Origin of the sequence: Mycobacterium sp. NPDC050551 (assembly GCF_040674075.1) — a bacterium.
Taxonomy (GTDB): Bacteria; Actinomycetota; Actinomycetes; order Mycobacteriales; family Mycobacteriaceae; genus Mycobacterium.
In genome coordinates, this window is the sequence record NZ_JBFARC010000005.1 from 491,909 (window position 1) to 509,358 (window position 17,450).

The following is a 17,450-nucleotide window of genomic DNA, read 5'->3' on the forward strand; positions in this document are numbered from 1 at the left end:
GGGGTGCGGGCTTCAGGTGGGTTGACCACCTGTTCCCGCTGCCACCGGCCCGGATCACATGCAGCCTGGTGACAACTGGTCAAGGGTACGTGACCAGCGGGTAGAGGGTCAAACCGCCAACGGTCCGGTCAGTCGGCGGCCGGGGGGCCCGCGGGCCTGGCGGCGGCCCGTCGCCGTGGCCGCCGGCTCGGGGCGGCGATCACCTCGGGTTCGACGAGGTCGTCGTCGTCCTCATCGTCGTCGGAGTCGTCGTCGGAGTCGTCGTCCGAATCGTCCTCGTCGTCGGAGTCCTCGTCGGAGATGACGTCGATGTCGTCGTCCTCGTCCTCATCGTCGTCGTCGTCGAGTTCCATCTCGTCGTCGGACTCGTCCTCGTCCGAGTCCTCGTCCTCCTCGTCCGAATCGTCCTCGTCGTCCGAGTCCTCGTCATCCGAGTCCTCGAAGTCCTCGTCGGCCAGTTCCTCGCCGACGGCCTCGTGCAGCTTCTCGTCGTCCGAGCGCTCGCCGCCGGCGATGTTCTCGTCGTCCTCGCCGCCGTCGGAGTCGTCGTCCTCGGGCTTGCCGTTGGCCGCCGCCATCGCCTTGAACATCGGATGCTCGCCGGCCGGATGGCTCGGCACCTTGGCGACCGGGACCTCCTCGGTCTTGGCGGCCTTCTTGCCGCGCTTGCCGCGCCGACTGCCGCCGCCGCCACCGCCGGCTTGACCGCCGCCGCCGCCGGAGTCGGACTTGCGCCCGCCGCCCGACGACGTGGAGTCCACGGGGTCGCCGTGCAGCAGGATGCCGCGTCCGGCGCAGTGCGGGCACGCCGTCGAGAACGCCTCCACGAGACCGGTGCCCAACTTCTTGCGGGTCAGCTGAACCAGCCCGAGGGAAGTCACCTCCGACACCTGGTGACGGGTGCGGTCGCGGGCCAGCGCCTCGGTCAGACGGCGCAGCACCAGGTCGCGGTTGTTCTCCAGGACCATGTCGATGAAGTCGATGACGATGATGCCGCCGATGTCGCGCAGCCGGAGCTGGCGCACGATCTCCTCGGCGGCCTCGAGGTTGTTCCGGGTGACCGTCTGCTCCAGGTTGCCGCCGGAGCCGGTGAACTTGCCGGTGTTGACGTCGACGACGGTCATCGCCTCGGTGCGGTCGATCACCAGGGTGCCGCCCGAGGGCAGCCACACCTTGCGGTCCATCGCCTTGGCGAGCTGTTCGTCGATGCGGTGCACGGCGAACACGTCGGGAGCAGTCCCGCCCTCGGCGGAGCCGGCCGGCTCGTACTTGGTCAGCCGCGGCACCAGGTCGGGGGCGACGGCGCTGACGTAACTGTCGATCGTCTTCCAGGCCTCGTCACCGGACACGATGAGGCTGGAGAAGTCCTCGTTGAACAGGTCGCGGATGACCTTGACCAGCACGTCGGGCTCTTCGTAGAGCGCCATCGCGGCGCCCGCCTTCTTGCCGATGACCTCGGTGGACTTGGCCTCGATCTGGTTCCAGCGCTCCTGCAGCCGATTGACGTCGGAGCGGATGTCCTCTTCCTTGACGCCCTCGGAGGCGGTGCGGATGATCACGCCGGCGTCCGACGGCACCACCTCGCGCAGGATCTCCTTGAGCCGCTGACGCTCGGTGTCGGGCAGCTTGCGGCTGATCCCGGTGGACGACGCGCCCGGCACGTACACCAGGTAGCGGCCTGCAAGGGACACCTGCGTGGTCAGCCGTGCGCCCTTGTGGCCGACGGGGTCCTTGCTGACCTGGACCACGACGTAGTCGCCCGGCTTGAGCGCCTGCTCGATCTTGCGTTGGGCGCCGCCGAGTCCGGCCGCCTCCCAGTTCACCTCACCGGCGTAGAGCACGCCGTTGCGGCCGCGGCCGATGTCGACGAACGCCGCCTCCATGGACGGCAGCACGTTCTGCACGATGCCGAGGTAGATGTTTCCGACCAGCGACGACTGGGCCGCCGAGGTGACGAAGTGCTCGACGACGACACCGTCCTCGAGCACGGCGATCTGGGTGTAGCGGGCGCCCTCGTGGGGAGGTTCGGTGCGGACCCTGTCGCGCACCACCATCACGCGTTCGACGGCCTCGCGGCGGGCGAGGAATTCCGCCTCGGACAGGATCGGCGGCCGGCGACGGCCCGCGTCCCGACCGTCGCGGCGGCGCTGCCGCTTGGCTTCCAGCCGAGTCGACCCACTGATGCCCTGGATCTCGTCGGGGTCCTTGGCGTTCTTCGACGACTTCTCGCGCGGGGGCCGTTCGTGCACGACGGTGTTCGGCGGGTCGTCCGGCGAGCCCGACTCACCGTCGTCGCCCGAACCGGACTTGCGGCGGCGACGCCTGCGCCGGCGGCGGGTGGCGCCTTCGGAGTCCTGGCCGTCGTCGTCGCCGTTGTCGTCGTCGGAGTCGTCCCCGGAGTCCTGATCGGCGGATTCGTCCTGATTGTCCGGCTGATCGTCGCCCTCGGAGTCACCGGCGTCGTCGTTCTGCTCGCCCCGGCCGCGGCCACGGCCACGGCGTCCGCGCCGGCGCCTGCGTGCCGCGGGCCGGTCGCCCTGGTCGTCATCGGAATCCGACGCCGTCTCGGGCTCGTCGTCCTCGTCCTCGTCGTCGTCATCGTCGTCCGGGGCCTCGGCCGTGACCGGCTGCGGCGCGACGAACAGCGGAAGGTAGGCGGCGGGCGCGGGAGCCGTCTCCAGCATCAGCCGTGATTCGGGTTCCTCGACGGTGGCCGGTTCGGCCCGCTCCTCGGCGACCGATTCGGTCCGCTCCTCGGTGGCCGGTTCGGCCCGCTCCTCGGCGGGCTGATCCGCCGGCTGCTCGGGCGCGGCCACTTCTGCGGGGCCGGCGGCTTCCGCCGATGCGAGGGCATCGCGTACCCGTTCGGCCTCGCTCTTGTCGATGGTCGAGTGTGCGCTGCGGGTGCGTCCGTCGAACTGCGCCAGCGCGTCGAGCACCCGCTTGCTGGTGGTGCCGAGCACCCTGGCCAGCGAATGGACCCTCAACCGGTCGGGAAGGCCGTCCTGCGGCTGGGCCGGCGGCGGGGGCTCCGCCGCTGCGAGCTCTTCGTTGTGGGCTGCAAAGTTGTCACTGTCGGCCACGTATTCTCCTCGAGCCCCCGGGCGCGTCGTATCGACGCGGCCACGCGAGGGCTTGCGCTCTTGTGCCCGGCAGTCACTTCTCCGGACTTGTTGTGGTCTCGCTCCGGGCGGCCCCAGGTCAGGACCTACTCGGTGCCTGGCTGAATGACGGCTGGACGGTCTGCGCCACATCGTTCGGGACGATGGTCGCGCTCGTCGAAGTCTTCATTCGGGTGGGCCGGCCTCGGATGAAGGCCGCTCACCCGAGACCAGTATCCCACACCATCGGCGCCCGACCGACCAAGCGCCGCAAACTCGCGATTCGGCCGGTCTAGCCGCCCGGGAACCAGAGCTCGATCTCGCGCACCGCGGAGTCGGGCGAATCCGAGCCGTGGACCAGGTTGTCCTGGGTGACGAGGGCCAGGTCGCCGCGGATCGTGCCGGGCACGGCCTTCTCCACCGGGTCGGTTCCGCCGGCGATCTGACGGAATGCGGCAACGGCGCGCGGTCCCTCGACGACGGCGGCAAGCACCGGTCCGGAGGTGATGAACTCCAGCAGCGACGGGAAGAACGGCTTGCCCTCGTGCTCGGCATAGTGCTTGCGGGCGAGTTCCTCGCTCACGTTCTTCAGCTCGAGGGCCGCGATGGTCAGCCCCTTGCGCTCGATCCTGCTCAGGATCTCTCCGACCAGGCGACGCTTCACACCGTCGGGCTTGATGAGTACCAGGGTCCGCTCAGTCACGGAATGAGAGCGTACCGGTCACTGCTGAACGCCCTCCCCCGAGTCGCGTCCCTGCGGCTCTTCGGCCTGCGGCTGCTGGCCCGGCAACAGGCCGTGATCCTGCCGCCGCTTCACCTCGGTCCGCAGGTAGAGGATCAGCAGCCACACCCCGACGAACAGCACCCCGATGAAACCGATCGCGCCGTGCAGCACCGCCCCGGCGATCACCGGCACCTGCAGTCCCAGGTTCGCCCAGATCGCCCACGACCGTCCCTGCAGCCCCGCAAGCAGGACCATCAGCACCGCAAGGCCGACGAGGTATCCGATGCTCGGCGGCGTCAGGCCCGGCTCGCCGACCGCGACCACCGGCAGCGCGAGCAGCACCACGATCGCCTCGAGGATCAGCGTGCCGGCCATCACGCCGCGGAAACTGCGCCACGGGTCGGGCCCCTGCGGTACGGGTTGCTCGCTCACTGCGGGTCCCGTCCGAAGAGGGTGCGGGCCGCTCCCGCGGTCACCACCGAACCGGTGATCACCATTCCCGCGCCGGACAGCCCCTCGGCGTCCTGGCCGGCCTCCTCGACGAGTGCGGTGGCCGCCTCGATCGCGTCGGGCAGGGTGGGGGCGGTGAGCACCCGGTCCGGGCCGAACCGCTCCTGCGCCAGCAGGGCCAGCGCGTCGACCTCGAGGGCGCGCGGAGAACCGTTGTGCGTCACCACGATCTGATCGAATGCCGGCTCCAGTGCCGCGAGGATGCCGTCGACAGCCTTGTCCGCCATCACCGACACCACGCCGACCAGGAATCGGAAGTCGAACTCGTCGCGCAGCGCCGACGCCAGCGCCGCCGCACCGGCCGGGTTGTGCGCGGCGTCGATGAACACCGTCGGCGCGTTGCGCATGCGCTCCAGCCGGCCGGGACTGGACACCGCGGCGAATCCGGCCCGCACCGCGTCGACGTCGAGTTGGCGCGACGCGCCCGCCCCGAAGAACGCCTCGACTGCGGCCAGCGCGAGCACCGCGTTGTGCGCCTGGTGCTCGCCGTGCAGTGGAAGGAAGATGTCGGTGTACCGGCCGCCAAGCCCCTGCAGTTCCAGCAGCTGCCCGCCGACGGCGACCTGGCGGCTGAGCACCGCGAACTCGGAGTCCTCCCGGGCCACCGCGGCGTCGGCGCGCACGGTCTGCTCCAGCAGCACCTCCATGGCTTCGGGCGCCTGGCGGGCGATCACCGCGACCGTGTCGGTCGGCACCAGGTCGTCCTGCTCCTGCCGGACGATGATGCCGGCCTTCTCGGCGGCGATCTCGGCGACGGTCTCGCCGAGATAATCGGCATGGTCGAGGCCGATCGGGGTGATGACGGCGACGGGTGCGGTGACGACGTTGGTGGCGTCCCAGCGCCCGCCCATGCCGACCTCCACCACGGCCACCTCGATCGGCGCGTCGGCGAACGCCGCGAACGCCATCGCGGTGAGCACCTCGAACTTGCTCATCTTCGGGCCGCCGCCGGCCTCGGACTGCTGGTCGACGAGCTCGACGAACGGTTCGATCTCGCGATAGGTCGCGACGTACTGCGCCGGCGTGATCGGCGCGCCGTCGATCGAGATGCGCTCGACGGCCGACTGCAGGTGCGGGCTGGTGGTGCGTCCGGTCCGCCGGTGCAGGGCAGTGAGCAGGGCGTCGACCATGCGGGCGACCGAGGTCTTGCCGTTGGTGCCCGCGATGTGGATCGAGGGGTAGCCACGCTGCGGCGAGCCGAGCAGTTCGAGCAGCGCGTTGATCCGCACCGTGCTCGGCTCGAGCTTGGTCTCCGGCCAGCGCTGGTCGAGCAGGTGCTCCACCTGCAGCAGGGCGGCGATCTCGTCGGGGGTCGGCTCGACCGTCATCGCAGCGCAGCCAGACGACCCGAGATCCGCTCCACCTCTTCGCGGGCCAGCTGCTGGCGGGACCGGATCTTATCGACCACGGCTTCGGGCGCCTTGGCCAGGAAGGCGTCGTTGCCGAGCTTGCCCGTGGTCTGCGCCAGCTCCTTCTCCGCGGCCGCCAGGTCCTTCTGCAGCCGCTTGCGTTCGGCGTCGAGGTCGACGGTGCCCGAGGTGTCGAGTTCGACGATCACCGTGCCGCCGGACAGCCGCACCTCGACGGCGGCCGAGGCGGCGAATCCGGCGTCGGCGTCGGTCAGCCACGCCAGCGACCGCACCGCGGGCACCTGCGCGCCCAGGCCCGCTTCGGACACGCCGGACAGCCTGGCGGGAACCCGCTGCCGGTCGCCGAGCCCCTGGTCGCTGCGGAACCGCCGCACCTCGGTGATGAGCTTCTGCATGTCGGTGACGCGTTGCGCCGCAACGGCATCGCCGGCGAAGCCGGACGGCTGCGGCCAGTCAGCGATCACCAGCGACTCCCCGTCCGTGAGCGCCTTCCACAGCACCTCGGTGACGAACGGCATCACCGGGTGCAGCAGTTTGAGCAGGGTGTCGAGTACCGCCGCGAGCACCGCCGTGGTGTGCGAGGCACCCTCGCCCAGTTGCACTTTCGCCAGCTCCACGTACCAGTCACAGAACTCGTCCCAGGCGAAGTGGTACAGCGACTCACACGCCTTGCTGAACTCGTAGCCGTCCAGCGCGGAATCGACCTCTGCCCGGACCTCTTCGAGGCGGCCGAGGATCCAGCGGTCGGCGTCGGTCAGTGCGGCGGTGTCGGGCAGCGGGGCCGGGGCGGCCCCGTTCATCAGCGCGAACCGGGTCGCGTTGAACAGCTTGGTGGCGAAGTTGCGTGACGCCCTGGCGTGGTCCTCACCGATGGACAGGTCACCGCCGGGGCTGGCGCCACGGGCAAGGGTGAAGCGCAGCGCGTCGGCGCCGAACGTCTCCACCCAGTCCAGCGGATCGATGCCGTTGCCGCGGGACTTGCTCATCTTGCGACCGTGTTCGTCACGGATCAGGCCGTGCAGGAACACATTCCGGAACGGAACCGGCGCAGGTCGCTGCCCGTCGAGGGTGATCGCCGGGTCGTCGGCGACGAAGGTGCCGAACATCATCATCCGGGCCACCCAGAAGAACAGGATGTCGTAACCGGTGACCAGCACGGTGGTCGGATAGAAGGTGGCGAGTTCGGCGGTGCGCTCCGGCCACCCGAGCGTGGAGAACGGCCACAGCGCCGAGGAGAACCAGGTGTCGAGGACGTCGGGATCCTGTTCCCAGCCGGCCGGCGGGGTCTCGTCGGGGCCCACGCACACCGTCTGGCCGTCGGGGCCGTGCCAGATGGGGATCCGGTGGCCCCACCACAGCTGCCGCGAGATGGTCCAGTCGTGCATGTTGTCCACCCAGTCGAACCACCGCGGTTCCAGGCTGGGCGGATGGATCACGGTGTCGCCGTTGCGCACCGCGTCACCGGCGGCCTTGGCCAGCGACTCGACCTTCACCCACCACTGCAGGCTCAACCGCGGCTCGATCGGTTCGCCGCTGCGCTCGGAGTGGCCGACGCTGTGCAGGTACGGCCGCTTCTCGGCGACGACGCGGCCCTGCGCGGCGAGCACCTCGCGCACCCGCACCCGCGCCTCGAAGCGATCCATGCCGTCGAATTCTGTTCCGGTGTCGGCGATCCGGCCCGCGGTGTCCATGATCGTCGGCATCGGAAGCTGGTGGCGCAGTCCGATCTCGAAGTCGTTCGGATCGTGCGCGGGGGTGATCTTCACTGCGCCGGTGCCGAATTCGGGGTCGACGTGCTCGTCGGCGACGACGATCAGCTCCCGGTCGACGAACGGGTGTGGCAGCGTCTGGCCGACCAGATGCCGGTACCGGTCGTCGTCGGGGTGCACCGCGATCGCGGTGTCGCCGAGCATCGTCTCCATCCGGGTGGTGGCCACCACGATGTGCGGTTCGTCGTCGTTCATCGAGCCGTAGCGGAACGACACCAGCTCGCCCTCGACGTCCTCGTACTTCACCTCGAGATCGCTGATGGCGGTCTTCAGCACCGGCGACCAGTTCACCAGGCGCTCGGCCTGGTAGATCAGCCCGGCGTCGTAGAGCCGCTTGAAGATGGTGCGCACCGCCCGCGACAGGCCGTCGTCCATGGTGAAACGGTCGCGACTCCAGTCCACCCCGTCACCGAGGCGGCGCATCTGGCCGCCGATGGTGCCGCCCGATTCGCGCTTCCAGTCCCAGACCTTGTCGATGAACAGTTCGCGGCCGAAGTCCTCTTTGGTCTTGCCGTCCACGGCGAGCTGCTTCTCGACCACGCTCTGGGTGGCGATCCCGGCGTGGTCCATGCCGGGCAGCCACAGCACCTCGTGACCCTGCATGCGCTTGCGCCGGGTCAGCGCGTCCATCAGCGTGTGGTCCAGCGCGTGTCCCATGTGCAGGCTGCCGGTCACGTTCGGCGGAGGGAGCACGATCGAGTACGGCGGCTTGCCACTGGACGGATCGGCCTGGAAGTAGCCGGCTTCCACCCAGCCCCGGTACAGCTCGTCCTCCACCGCAGCCGGGTCCCACTGTTTGGGCAGGGCGTCGGCTCGGGAGTCAGGGGTGGCGGTCACCGGACAATTCTAGGGATCGACGTGCGAGGGGGCCCCGCGGGTCCTGGTCAGTCCCAGGTGCGGCTGAACCTGTACCACGGGCCTGTGAACTGCGTCTCGATGCTGCTCACCTCACCCTGGTGCTCGGGCTCGGACGGCCCCTCGGGCAGATACGCCAGTCCGTTGGTGCCGAGGAAGCCACCCGGGATGGTGAAGTACACGTCACGGCCGTAGCTGCTGACCTGACTGATGCGGTATGTCCCGATCCGGCCCACGAACCGCGCCGGATCCGCGCCATCCTCGATCGAGGTGACGGCGTGTTCGAAGGCGGGTCGCGCCTGGGCGAAGCGCACCCGCGCGGGCGCGTCCACCGCGATGAGCAACGCGGTGGCGCCGAAGATCAACGGCACGACGAGGGCCCGGACGAAGAGGCGCCTGGCGGTGACCGCACTGGCGACGGTACGGAAGAGCCAGCAGGCGACCACGACGGCGCCGACGGCCAGACCCAGTAAGCCGGTGCCGAACGCGGTGCCGAACGAACTGTTCGACCAGCAGATCAGGGCTGCGGCCAGCACTGCGCCCGCGGCGAGCAACAGTCCAGGCGGCCGACGCAGGAAGCGGCTGACCATCGACTGCTGCGCGGCCGGCGGTGCATACTGTGGCGCGCCGTACGGGTTCGGCCCGAACTGGTCAGGCGGCGGAGGCCAGTTCGGAGGAGGCGGTGGCCCGCCTATTTCCTGCCGCCCAGCATGCCGCCGAGGATCTCGCCGATGACGTTGCCCTGGTTGCCGCCACCCTGGTTGCCGCCGAGCACGCTGCCGAGGATGCTGCCCAGCGGGTTGTCGCCGCCGCCACCGGAGCCGCCGAGGATGCTGCCCAGCACGTCGCCGAGCCCGCCGCCGGATGACTGCTGCTGCGGCGCCTCCGCGGGGGCGGACTGCTTCTGGGAGAGCTGCTTGCCGATGTAGGCGAGCACGATCGGGGCGAGGATCGGCAGCAGTTGCTTGATCAGTTCGCTGCCGCCGGCGCCCTTGCCCCCCAGCGCGGAGGCCACCGCGCCGCTGTCGTTGCCGCCGAAGATGTTGGCGACGATCTTGTCGCCGTCCTTCTTGTCGACCTGGTCGACGCTGACACCGCCGTCGAGCAGTCCACTGGCGGCCTGCTGGTGAACCGCAGATTCGAGCTCGCTCGAGTCGATGCTGTCCGCCTGCACGTTCTCCTGGACACCGCCGACGAGTGCGGGCACCAGGGTGCGGATCGCGTTGTCGACCTCGGCCTGGTCGGCACCCAGTTGCCTGGCGATGTCCTGAACCGGGATCTGTGCGAAGAGTTCGTCGAGGCCTGCCATGTTCTCCACCTTCGTCGCTGAAGCGCCAGTGGTGGTCACCCTAGTTGACCTGATCTTGTCCGACGGCCGTTCGGCCGGACCGCGTCAGCCGAGCCGCGCGGTCTCCAGTGACACCTCGGCCACCGGGAACCTGGCCAGCAGCGCGTCGCCCATCGCCGCGGCCGGGGTGAGCACACCCCGCAGGTCGGACAGCTTGTCCCGGTCGAACGCCAGCGCCAGCCCGCACTCGCCGAGCAGCACCGACGTCGCCTTGTAGCCGGGGTCGCCCTGCTGGGACATCCGGCTCACGTAACGGGCGCCGCTGGTGGTCGTGGTGTAGGTCTCCACCGTGTAGTGCCCCTGTTCACGGGCTTTCTCGCTCGGCCCGGTGCCCGCCTTGGGCAGGACACGCTCGACGGCCTTGCGCGGCAACTTGTCGAAGAAGCGCGTGCCGAGGGCGAAGACCGCGCCGTTGACGCCCGCACCCAATGCCGCGGCGGCGGGAGCGGCGACCGACCGGCCCACACTCATCACCTCGCCGTACTCGAACCGGCGGCCGTACGGATATTCCAGTAAGGCGTTGCTGCGCCGCACGATACGGGTGTTGGCCGCCGCCATCACGAACGCCGTGGTCCAGTAGCCTGCGAGTTCGGGAGCGATCTCGGCGCCGCGCCGCCACCGCAGGTCGGGTTGGGCGCCGAGTTCCGGTTCGGCGGCGCGGTCCGGCGTCAGCGTGTAGGGATCGTTCATCTGCCGCCGGGCGTCGGGGTCGGAGGCCGCCGTGCGCATCACCTCGGTCATCGACGCGAGCGTCCCACCGGACACTCCGCCTGCGAACGAGCGGACCACCAGCGTGGTGTCGCCGAGATCGCCTGCACCGTCCTCGGCGGCCTTGCGGTACAACGCATAGACCGTGAGATCCGACGGCACGGAGTCGAATCCGCAGGAGTGCACGATGCGCGCACCGGTGTCGGCGGCCTGCTTGTGGTAGTGGTCGATGCTGTCGCGGATGAACATCGTCTCGCCGGTCAGGTCGGCGTAGTCGGTTCCCGCCGCGGCACAGGCGGCGACCAACGGCAGGCCGTAGCGGGTGTACGGGCCGACCGTGGTGATCACCACCCGGGTCTGCGCGGCCATCGCGTTGAGGGTCGACGGCTGCGAGGCGTCCGCGCTGATAAGCGGCCAGTCCGCGGCATTCGGGCCGAGCGAGTCGCGGACCGCGAGCAGTTTGTCCTGCGACCTACCCGCCAGCGCGATGCGCGCATCCCCGCCGGCCCGGGCCAGGTACTCGGCGGTCAGCCGGCCGGCGAAGCCGGTGGCCCCGTACAGGACGATGTCGAACTGACGCTGCTCCTGGCTCATGTGCCCGACGCTACCCGAGCAGTTCCGGCCACTCGACGTTCCGGCCGAGCCTGTGCTGATCCAGGAATCCGAGCACCGCCTGGTACCAGAGCTTGGCGTGCGCGGGGTGCAGCACCCAGTGGTTCTCCGAGGGAAAGTAGAGGAACCGGTGCGGCGTCTGACCGTGCTCGTCGGCCGGCAGTGCCGACTCGGTGAGCAGCTCGTACCACAGCCGCAACGCCTCCCCGATCGGCACGCGGTAGTCCTTGTCGCCGTGGATCACCAGCATCGGCGTGCGGATGCCGGCGACGTGGTGATGCGGCGAGTTGGCGGCGGCCATCTCTGCAGTCATCTCCCTCGCCCACCAGTAGGCGCCGTCGGTGGTGGGGCCGAACTGGTCGAGCGCCCACAGGCTGGCGTGCGTCACCACGGCGGCGAACCGGTCGGTGTGGCCGGCGATCCAGTTCGCCATGTAGCCGCCGAACGATCCGCCCATGGCCGCGGTCCTGGTGCCGTCGACGCGCGGATGGGCGCACGCCGCGTCGGTCGCCGCCATCAGGTCGGTGTACGGAGCGGATCCCCAAGCCCCCCAGCCTCGTTGGACGAAGTCCTGGCCGTAGCCGGTGGAGAGCGCGGGATCGGGCAGCAACACCGCGTATCCCTGCGCGGCGAGCAGCCACGGATTCCACCGCCAGTGCCAGCTGTTCCAGCTGCCGAGCGGGCCGCCGTGCACCCACAGCACCATCGGCGCGGGTGCCGCGTCGGTCGCGGTCTCCGGCAGAGTCAGCCAGGACCGGACGGTCGCGCCGTCGGCGGCAGTGGCCGTCACCTCGGTCAGCGTGCCGGGCAGCGGGGGCGCGTCGACGGCGGCGAGGGCGGTGACTGTGCCATCCGCGGAGATGCGCACCGGATGCGGCGGCGCGGCGTAGGAACTGCGCAGCGCGTAGATGATGCCGCCGGGCGCGGTGCGCACGTCGGTGTAGGTGTGGTCGTCGCCGGTGATCCGGTCGACGGCACCGGTCACCGGATCGACGCGGAACACCGGTCCCCGGCCTGCGTCGTCGGCGGTGACGATCAGCGCCGCGGAGTCCGCGGTCCATGTCACCGAGGAGGGCCACCGGTCCCAGTCCGCGGTCAGCTCGACGAAGTCCGTGTCGCCGAATCGCAACAGGCACAGCGTGATCCGTGGGGCCTGCGTCGGCGTGGAGTAGGTCTCTCGAGTGAAGGCCACGGCGGAGCCGTCGGGTGCGATCACCGGGTGGTCCAGGTCGGCACCGGCGTCCTCGGCGAGCGGCGTGCGCTCCCCCGTCGCGACGTCGATGCGCACCAGTGTGCGGCGCACCGCTGCGCCGGGCCCCGGCACGTCCCAGGTGGTCACGATCAACCGGCCGTCGGCACTCACGTCGAACGTGGAGTCGTTCAGCGCCGCACCGGGTTCGGGGGTGAGGTCGCGGGCCCCGGCGGTGTCGAGCAGGTGGGGGTGATCGGGGCCCAGGTCGCGATCCCAATGCCGCACCGGGTAGCCGGTGTGCAGCACCGCCGTCACCTTGTTGTCCTTGCGGAGCGTCCGCAGTCGCGCGTCGTCGCCGATGTCGGCGGCCGCGGCCAGCAGCGGCACGGTGATGATCGTGGTGTCGGCCGCGCGAGCGCTGCGCACCGCGCCGACACCGCCTGCCGGCGCGAGCACTTCGATCGCCTCGCCGCCCGCCGCGGGCAACCGCCACAGGCGCGCAGGCGGGCTGTCGTCGCCGGGAGTCGCACGCGAAGCCACGAACAGCAGATCGCCGTCGGCGGTGAACGCCGGTGCGGACTCACCCTTGGCACCGCGGGTCAGCCGCCTCGCCGGCCGCTCACCGTCCGGATCGAGTTCCCAAATGGCAGAGACGAACTCGGTGCGGCTCTTGTCGAGTTCGGCGATGGTGGTGACCACCCGGCGGCCGTCCGGGGACACCGCGAGACCGGACACCCGGGGCAGCGCGAGGTACTCGTCGAGGTCGGCGAAGGGCGTCGGGTGGGCAGCGGCAGTCATGCCCCGTTGGTAGCACACGCTACGTTCGACCGATGGCCCAGCGGATACTGATCGTCGGTGCCGGCATCGCCGGTCTCGCCACCGCGGTGGCCCTGCAGCGGCACGGACACGACGTCGCGATCATCGAGGCGAAGACCGACACCGCCACCGGTGCCGGCATCAGCATCTGGCCCAACGCGCTGGCGGCGCTCGACGAGATCGGCCTCGGCGATGCGGTCCGCGACGCGGGCGGGCGTGTCACCGCAGGCGCGATGCGCTGGCAGGACGGGTCCTGGCTGCGGCGGCCCACCGCCGAGCGGATGGTGCGGGCGCTGGGCGAGCCCCTTGTGGTGATCCGGCGCAACGCGCTCACCGAGATCCTGGCCGGGGCGTTGCGCCCGGGCACGGTCGAGAGCGGGCTGACGGCCGACGACCTGGTCCTCACCGGCGCAGGCGCCCGGGTGACCCTGTCGGATGCGACGGCGCGCGAGGTGGACGCCGTGATCGGCGCGGACGGTGTCGGATCGATGGTGGCGCGCCACCTGAACGGGCAGCTGAATCACCGGTACGCCGGCTACACGGCATGGCGGGCCATCGCCGCCCACACCCTCGATCCCGATCTCGCGGGCGAGACGATGGGCGCGGGACGCGAGGTCGGCCATGTGCCGCTCGGGCCGGACCACACCTACTGGTTCGCCACCGAGCGGGCGGCCGAGGGCGGCACGGCGCCGGGCGGCGAACTCGAGCACCTGCGGCGACGGTTCGCCTCGTGGGCGGAGCCGATTCCCGCGTTGATGGCCGCGACGGCCGAGGGTGACGTGCTGCGCAACGACCTCTACGACCGGGACTTCGCGCGGCAGTGGTCACGCGGCCCGGTGGTGCTCGTCGGCGACGCCGCCCATCCGATGCGGCCACACCTGGGCCAGGGCGGCTGCCAGGGGCTGGAGGATGCGGCGGTGCTGGCCGCGATGGTGCAGCGGTGTACGGACCTGCCGACGGCGTTCGCCGAGTTCGCGAGATTCCGGCGGCCACGGACTCGGGCGCTGGTGCGCGAATCGGCCATGATCGGTCGCGTGGTCAACCTGCGGCCCGCGCTGCTCAGCGCCGCGGCCAGCCGGGCCTCGGTGTTCGTGCCGGAAGCGGTGCTGGCCCGGCACCTGGCGTCGGTGGCGGCCCGCAAAGCCTTCGCGATGCCCGGCGATCCGCCGCGGTGAGCGTCGTCCTCGGCCCGCTCGCGGTCGACGCAGCAGACCCGGCCGCGCTGCGGGCGTTCTGGGTCGGTGTGCTCGGCGGCCACGAACAGCGGCGGTTGCTCGACGTCCGCCCGCAGAAGTGCCCGAAGTCGGTGAAGAACCGGGTGCACCTCGATGTCCGCGTCGGCGATCCGGACCGTCTGATCGCGCTCGGCGCCAGGCTGCTCTCCGCTCATCCGCCCGACTGGGTCACGCTCGCCGACGTCGAAGGCAACGAGTTCTGCGCCTTCCCCGATCCGGCGCTGCCCGCCGACGGGCTCGCGAAGGCGTTCGCGGTGTGCACCGACAGCGACCGGCCCGAGGATCTGGCGGCATGGTGGGCACCGCTGGTCGGTGCCCGGGTGGACGACGGGCCGGACGGTACTCCGCGCTGGCTGCGGGGCTGCGCGGGCTGGGAGGGTCTGATCTGGAAGTTCGTCCGGGTGGACGACGTGCGGGTGGTGCCGAACCGCTGGCGGCCGACGGTCATCGGGGCCGGCCACCTGCTCGCCGCCGGTGCGATCGAGGACGGCCCGGATCAGCTGGTGGACCCGCAGGGCAACGAGGTCAGCGTGGCACGCCCAGCGACGTCAGCGGGCTGAGCACCGACGAGCACATCCGGCGCAGGTCGAACAGGCCGAAGACACTGCCGGTGCGGATGGCGTCGCAGCCGCCTGCGGCGGGGGTGGGGGCGGGGGCAGGGCTCCCGACGTTCCAGATCGCCGGCGCACCGCCACGGGGACCGCACTTGGGCCAGGCGCCGATGCCCTGTTTGGCCAGCACCCGCTCGGCCACCCGGATCTGCTCGGAGCGCGGAGCGGTCGCCGGGTTGCCCCTGCCGCCGTGCGCGGTCCAGGTCGACGGCTTGAACTGCAGCCCGCCGTAGTGCCCGTTCCCGGTGTTGGTGGACCAGTTGCCCCCCGACTCACACTCGGCGACCGCGTCCCAGTTCAGCGAGTCGGCGTTCGCCGCCGCCGGGGACAGCAGGGTGGGCGCCATGGCGATCGCCGCGGCGATCGCGGTGAGCCAGCCGGCCCGGACCAGGGCCTTCCGCAGTGTGCCGATGATGCCGTTGGTGCAGTTGACGGTCATAACGGTCCTTCCCCGACCTCGTGACTTATCCGGTCCTTCGTGTGACCGGCGTCACGCGTTACAGGAGAGGCCGAAGTTCTCTACGGGGCGGACACGCAGTAGAGGTGCTGGAGAGAAGAAAGTGGCGGCGCCGGGTACACCCGACACCGCCACCGTCTGCTGCGAAGTTCTAGCCCTGCCCGCCGCACACCGGCCATGCGCCGATGCCCTGGCTGTTGAGCACGTTCTCGGCCACGCGGATCTGCTCCTCGCGCGAGGCGTGGTGCGGCATGCCGGACCCGCCGTTGCCCTTCCAGGTGCCCAGGGTGAACTGGAGGCCGCCGTAGTAGCCGTTTCCGGTGTTCGTCGACCAGTTGTTGCCGGACTCGCAGGAGGCAACGGCGTCCCAGTTGACGCCGCTGTCCGCATTCGCGGTACCGGTCGCCAGCGCCATCGGGGCCACGGCAAGCGCCCCGGCGATGGTGGCCAGTCCAAACGTCTTGCGGATGTTCTTCAAGTTCGATCCTTTCGCCAAGCGCGCGCCGGCGACGGCCCGCAGGGGTCGCGTCGCCTCGTCAGAGGCTGGGAAGCCGGGGCGTGCCGTCTCGGTCAGGCACGCCAGGGGCGGCGATCTCGCCCCGCCGGGTGGACCCCGGCGGCCGCGGGGTGTCTCAACCCGTACGCGGACCCGCTCACACGCAGGTTCTCGGTTTTGAAATTATTTGCTCCAATTCCGAAGCCGGGTCGAACCGTACAAAACCGATTCGGGTGAAGTCATATCGAGCTGACGCCGATCCCGGTTTGATCACGGGCAGATCACGACGCCGATCCACCGCAACTCTGCGCAGGTCAGCGGCGGTATCGACGCGCGTGGAAAAATCGTTACGCTGGCGAAAGATCGTGAGGCAGTTCACGCGCAAAATGTGAGCTGGGTTACCCGAATCGCACCAGAATCGGCGGCCGTGGGCGTTTGTGCGTGGAGATCAGCGGGTACGGAACGGCCCTCGCGCAGCAGATCCCACGTGATCCTTGCGCCTCCGGTTCGCTGACGACTGCTGCGCGTATCGAACGTTTCGATGCCACGAAACACGTTGCTGTGCAGCGGAATATCCGCCTAACGGTCAGCTCTCCAGTGAGACGCCACCCCGTTGTCGTCAGTGGTCCACGGCGCCGGCGGCCCACCGAGCAGCCGCGGCAGACAACGGTTTTCGGCGTTGCCCGGATCCCTTCACTCGGGAGCGCCGCGCTCGGTCCACTGCGCCGGCTCCGCCGTCGTCAGCGGTCAGCGCCGGTTCGACGACGCGTCACGACATCGGCCGCTTTCACCCGTCGCCTCAGGCGCATCGGGAAACGGTTTCCCGGCAACGACATCAGCCGCCGGTCGCACGAAAACCCTTGGCGGGCAGCTATGTCAGACGCACCGCCCCGCGACGGACCGGTTATTCGACGGCCGAACCAATGAAATGGCTGCCACCGAATAACGCCGCTCAATTGAGCGCATTTCACGCCAACTGCGAAATAGCTGACTTTGCATGACGAAAAGAAGCGATCGGTGACAATTTGCTGGAGTTCACCGGCTGCTGAGTCTGCCCAGATCGGACGAGGTGTTGACGTTGGTCAGCGCCCGCTGTTCCGGCATGACGATGCGCTGAGTGTCCACGACATCCATCAGCGCGCGCATGCTGCGTTCCCCGGCCGCCACGAGTGTGGAGATGCGCTCGTGCAGTGCGGTGCGATACACACCGGCAAGGTAGTGGTCGCGGCCGTCCCAGGGCAGCACGACGTCAGGGCGCAGCCGTGCGGCCGGCCCGACCAGGGCGTCGATGAGATCGACGGAGAGATACGGCATGTCCACCGCGCAGACGAAGGCCCACTCCAGCCCGGCCTCGGCGGCGGCGCGCAGGCCGCGGCCGGTGGCCAGAAGCGGTCCGATGCCGCGTTCCTCGTCGCGCAGCACCGACGGCTCGGGTGCGGTGTCGAAGGCAGGCAACCGCTGGCCGGGGGCCGCCATCACCAGAACGGGCGAACAGCGCCCGCTCACCGCGGCAACCACGGTCTCGACCAGGGTGGCGGGACCGGCAGGACCGTCGACGACCAGCGTCGCCTTGTCGCGTCCCATCCGTCGGGATGCTCCGCCGGCCAGCACGACTGCGGCGAGCGGCACAGGGGACGTCACCCCTG

Annotated in this window: 13 protein-coding genes and 1 pseudogene; 2 read left to right on the forward strand and 12 right to left on the reverse strand. The window is 70.3% G+C overall.

Going from position 1 to position 17,450, the window contains the following annotated elements:
• Positions 1–128: 128 nt before the first annotated feature.
• The 9 genes from AB0K11_RS22070 to AB0K11_RS22110 form a co-directional block, all read right to left on the reverse strand.
• A complete protein-coding gene (locus AB0K11_RS22070; protein WP_364981744.1) occupies positions 129–3,083 on the reverse strand; it encodes a translation initiation factor IF-2 N-terminal domain-containing protein in 2,955 nt (984 codons plus the stop codon).
• 310 nt (positions 3,084–3,393) lie between these two features.
• Positions 3,394–3,804 (reverse strand): nucleoside-diphosphate kinase, encoded by a 411-nt coding sequence (ndk, locus tag AB0K11_RS22075; RefSeq protein WP_364981747.1) that lies wholly within the window; start codon positions 3,802–3,804, stop codon positions 3,394–3,396.
• A gap of 18 nt (positions 3,805–3,822) precedes the next feature.
• Positions 3,823–4,200, reverse strand: a complete 378-nt coding sequence (locus AB0K11_RS22080) for a DUF4233 domain-containing protein (RefSeq protein ID WP_364981906.1) — start codon at positions 4,198–4,200, stop codon at positions 3,823–3,825.
• A gap of 53 nt (positions 4,201–4,253) precedes the next feature.
• Positions 4,254–5,663 (reverse strand): folylpolyglutamate synthase/dihydrofolate synthase family protein, encoded by a 1,410-nt coding sequence (locus AB0K11_RS22085; protein WP_364981750.1) that lies wholly within the window; start codon positions 5,661–5,663, stop codon positions 4,254–4,256.
• Positions 5,660–8,311 (reverse strand): valine--tRNA ligase, encoded by a 2,652-nt coding sequence (locus AB0K11_RS22090; RefSeq protein ID WP_364981753.1) that lies wholly within the window; start codon positions 8,309–8,311, stop codon positions 5,660–5,662. The genes AB0K11_RS22085 and AB0K11_RS22090 overlap by 4 nt, the downstream gene beginning before the upstream one ends.
• A gap of 47 nt (positions 8,312–8,358) precedes the next feature.
• Complete coding sequence (locus tag AB0K11_RS22095; RefSeq protein ID WP_364981756.1) at positions 8,359–8,919, reverse strand: hypothetical protein; 561 nt, start codon at positions 8,917–8,919, stop codon at positions 8,359–8,361.
• Between the two features lie 101 nt (positions 8,920–9,020).
• Positions 9,021–9,638 carry a DUF937 domain-containing protein gene (locus tag AB0K11_RS22100; RefSeq protein WP_364981759.1) on the reverse strand — a complete coding sequence of 206 codons (618 nt, stop codon included), beginning with the start codon at positions 9,636–9,638 and terminating at the stop codon, positions 9,021–9,023.
• 84 nt (positions 9,639–9,722) lie between these two features.
• Positions 9,723–10,979 carry a saccharopine dehydrogenase NADP-binding domain-containing protein gene (locus tag AB0K11_RS22105; protein ID WP_364981762.1) on the reverse strand — a complete coding sequence of 419 codons (1,257 nt, stop codon included), beginning with the start codon at positions 10,977–10,979 and terminating at the stop codon, positions 9,723–9,725.
• A gap of 10 nt (positions 10,980–10,989) precedes the next feature.
• Positions 10,990–12,987, reverse strand: coding sequence for a S9 family peptidase (locus AB0K11_RS22110; RefSeq protein ID WP_364981765.1), 1,998 nt, complete (start codon positions 12,985–12,987; stop codon positions 10,990–10,992).
• 32 nt (positions 12,988–13,019) lie between these two features.
• On the opposite strand from AB0K11_RS22110, the gene AB0K11_RS22115 reads away from it, so the two are divergent.
• Both AB0K11_RS22115 and AB0K11_RS22120 read left to right on the forward strand, forming a co-directional pair.
• The gene (locus AB0K11_RS22115; protein WP_364981768.1) at positions 13,020–14,180 is read left to right on the forward strand and encodes an FAD-dependent oxidoreductase; all 1,161 of its coding nucleotides are present in this window, start codon (positions 13,020–13,022) and stop codon (positions 14,178–14,180) included.
• Positions 14,177–14,800: a VOC family protein gene (locus AB0K11_RS22120; protein WP_364981771.1), complete on the forward strand. Its 624-nt coding sequence runs from the start codon at positions 14,177–14,179 to the stop codon at positions 14,798–14,800. Before AB0K11_RS22115 ends, AB0K11_RS22120 begins: the two co-directional genes overlap by 4 nt.
• Here AB0K11_RS22120 and AB0K11_RS22125 read toward each other — a convergent pair.
• From AB0K11_RS22125 to mobA, 3 genes and pseudogenes are all read right to left on the reverse strand, one after another.
• Complete coding sequence (locus tag AB0K11_RS22125) at positions 14,766–15,290, reverse strand: transglycosylase family protein (protein ID WP_364981774.1); 525 nt, start codon at positions 15,288–15,290, stop codon at positions 14,766–14,768. The two genes, AB0K11_RS22120 and AB0K11_RS22125, sit on opposite strands and share 35 nt — an antisense overlap.
• 169 nt (positions 15,291–15,459) lie before the next feature.
• Positions 15,460–15,684, reverse strand: a pseudogene (locus tag AB0K11_RS22130) (transglycosylase family protein); the annotation flags it as partial.
• Positions 15,685–16,839: 1,155 nt separating this feature from the next.
• Complete coding sequence (mobA, locus tag AB0K11_RS22135) at positions 16,840–17,445, reverse strand: molybdenum cofactor guanylyltransferase (protein ID WP_364981777.1); 606 nt, start codon at positions 17,443–17,445, stop codon at positions 16,840–16,842.
• Between the last annotated feature and the right edge of the window lie 5 nt (positions 17,446–17,450).

What these genes read in the sequence shown, in the direction of transcription:
- AB0K11_RS22105 (WP_364981762.1), bottom strand. Translation starts at nt 10,979, where the DNA reads ATGAGCCAGGAGCAGCGTCAGTTCGACATCGTCCTGTACGGGGCCACC.
- AB0K11_RS22125 (WP_364981774.1), bottom strand. Translation starts at nt 15,290, where the DNA reads ATGACCGTCAACTGCACCAACGGCATCATCGGCACACTGCGGAAGGCC.
- AB0K11_RS22100 (WP_364981759.1), bottom strand. Translation starts at nt 9,638, where the DNA reads ATGGCAGGCCTCGACGAACTCTTCGCACAGATCCCGGTTCAGGACATC.
- AB0K11_RS22095 (WP_364981756.1), bottom strand. Translation starts at nt 8,919, where the DNA reads ATGGTCAGCCGCTTCCTGCGTCGGCCGCCTGGACTGTTGCTCGCCGCG.
- AB0K11_RS22115 (WP_364981768.1), top strand. Translation starts at nt 13,020, where the DNA reads ATGGCCCAGCGGATACTGATCGTCGGTGCCGGCATCGCCGGTCTCGCC.
- AB0K11_RS22110 (WP_364981765.1), bottom strand. Translation starts at nt 12,987, where the DNA reads ATGACTGCCGCTGCCCACCCGACGCCCTTCGCCGACCTCGACGAGTAC.
- AB0K11_RS22085 (WP_364981750.1), bottom strand. Translation starts at nt 5,663, where the DNA reads ATGACGGTCGAGCCGACCCCCGACGAGATCGCCGCCCTGCTGCAGGTG.
- AB0K11_RS22080 (WP_364981906.1), bottom strand. Translation starts at nt 4,200, where the DNA reads ATGGCCGGCACGCTGATCCTCGAGGCGATCGTGGTGCTGCTCGCGCTG.